The sequence below is a fragment of the Sphingomonas gilva genome, from assembly GCF_003515075.1.
Classification (GTDB): Bacteria; Pseudomonadota; Alphaproteobacteria; order Sphingomonadales; family Sphingomonadaceae; genus Sphingomonas; species Sphingomonas gilva.
On record NZ_QWLV01000016.1, the window covers coordinates 1 to 2,379 of the forward strand.

The 2,379-nt window shown below is 69.5% G+C and carries 1 protein-coding gene; it reads right to left on the reverse strand.

The genetic code is table 11. The annotated features are described in order from the left end of the window. The coding region (locus D1610_RS16780) for an RHS repeat domain-containing protein (protein WP_147414364.1) at positions 1–2,379 on the reverse strand (2,379 nt) is incomplete at both ends.

A 2,379-nucleotide genomic window follows, 5' to 3' on the forward strand; every position in this document is an offset into this window, starting at 1 on the left:
TGGAGCTGTGCGCCTGCCCCGGACCCCGATCCGGGGTCGCCTGCGAGGCCGTTGGCCTCGGCGAGCTTGTACCACAGGCTGGCGTCGCCCCACTGCATCGCGGCGATGGAGGCGAGCGTCTCGCCGCCGCGCACGACATAACCGCCGCCCTCGGACCCCTGCTCGTAGCTGGTGATCGCGTCGTAGCCGTCGGCGAAGTCGCCATGGGCGAGGCCTGAGAACTGGCCCGAGCGGAACGCGCCCGAGCCGTACCAGGTCGTGCCGTAGGCGCGGGTGCGCAGGCCAAGCGAGGCCTTGTAATCGACATCGGTGGTGCCGTTGTTGCCGATCGCGCCGAGCTCTCTCCCGGCGAAGCGGTACCAGCGCTCGTGCGGGTCGCCGTGGCCCGGGTCATTGTCGCTCTCGTCGCGCGCGATCGCCAGCCCGTCGACGTCGTTCGCGAAGGCGATCGTGCGCGGCCGCCCGTCGGCGATGGCGACGCTCTCGAGCACGCCCGCGCCGTCGCGATTGTAGGTCGACACCTGGGTCTGCCCGTCGCGGCTGATCGAGGTGCGGTAAAGCTCGGCGCCGGCATACCAGTGATAGGTGTTCGACGTCGACGACGAGGCCTCGGACTGCCAGGCGCTCCCCGACCATTTGGCGTTGGTGGTCGAAGACGTCACCACCGCCCCCAGCGCATAGCCCGAACCCGAGCCGTAATTGTTGGTCGTGATCGAGCGGAAGGTGTCGGTCTGCACCCCTTCCGCCGCCACCGCCTGCAGGCTGATCACCGTCTCGCTCGCAACCTGCCCCTTGGCGTTGTACGCGATCACCCGCTCATACTTGGGCTGCGCCCCGCCCAGATCGGTCTGGCGGAGCTGACGGCCCATCTTGTCGAAGCCGAAGGTCGCGGTCGTACCAGCGGCGCCGGGAGGCGTGACGATCACGCCGCCGTCGCCATTGTCTTCCGCGCTCGACTCGGCGATCGCCACCTCGATCAGGTTGCCGGCCGCGTCATATGCGTATTCCTCGCGGTTCTCCGCGGCATAGGCTACATTGATATAGGGCGTGCCGCCGGTGCCCGGCGGGATCATCAGCGGCTCGGGGGCGGCGACGCCGCCGGAAAGCGCGACATCGGCCGCGCCGCCGTAAGGCGTCGGCCCGTCGGGTGGGATATAGGCGGGATTGACCACGAACTGCGTGCGGCGGATCGTCCGCGTCGCCTGCACCCGCCGCCCGGCCTGGTCGTAGAGGAGGTCGATCCCGAAGCCTTGGCCGCGCACGATCGCAGCCCCCGCCAGCCCGCGCGCAGCATCGCCGGTGACGACGTCGCCGTTCGCATCGACGGCGGTCAGCTTGCCCTCGGCGGTGACCATCCGGTTCATCGTATCGAAGCGGTACCATTGCTCGCTCGTGCTCGGATCGTTCCAGCTATTGTCCCGGTCGAGCGTGCGGTAGCTCGCGAGCGTGCGCCGGATATTGCCGACGGCGTCATATTCCCAGGCGATCGATGCGGACGGGGTCGCGCCGCCGCCTGCATCGGCCCAGCTGGTCATCCGGCCGAGCGCGTCGTAGACGGCGGTGGCGTTCTGGCGGGTGACGCCGCCGATCACCGTCTTCTCGGCGGTGCGGTTGCCGTTCGCGTCATAGCCGTAGGTGGCGAGCGTCGTGCCGCCGCCGACCGAGGTCACCGAGCCGGCGAGCCCCGTGTTGAGCCAGCCATAGACGATCTGATCCCCCGCGCCCGAGCGTCCCGTCACCCGCCCGGCGCGGTCGTAGGTGAACGCCTGGTCGAAGCCGCCCATGTCTTCGGAGGCGATGACGTGGCCGTAGAGGTCGGTGGTTTCGGAGGAGGTCCTGGTGTTGGCGTGGGTGGTTGTTTTGAGCCATCCGCCGATGGCGGTGGTGTTGCCGGTGAGGCCGGTGTTCTGGAGGCCCGCCTGCCAGGTGTAGGTGAAGGTGGTGACGTCGCCGCCCGCCCCGGACCCCGATCCGGGGTTGCCGCCCCAGCCCTGGGTGCGGGTGACGCGGCCCATGGCGTCATAGTCGGTGCGCTCGACATTGTAGACGTTGGCGGGGTCCGGGTTGAGGAAGTCGTTCCAGTGGGTGATCCGCTGGCCGAGGATGTCGTAGCCATAGTGGTCGGTGAGGGCGAGGGTGGTGCCTTGGGCGCGGGTCTGCGCGGTGAGGCGGCCCATGCCGTCATAGGTCATCCTGGTGACGCGGCGGCGCTGCTGGGCGTCGAGGGGATCGGTCAGCTTGCGCAGGTCGCCGAACACGTCGTAGCCATGTTCGATGGTGCCGCCGTCGGCGTTCCACTGGCGGGCGACCAGCGCCTCGCCGCCGCCGTGTCCGGTGCCTGCGAGGAGGGTGCGGGTGGTGGTGTTGCCGTTTGCGTCG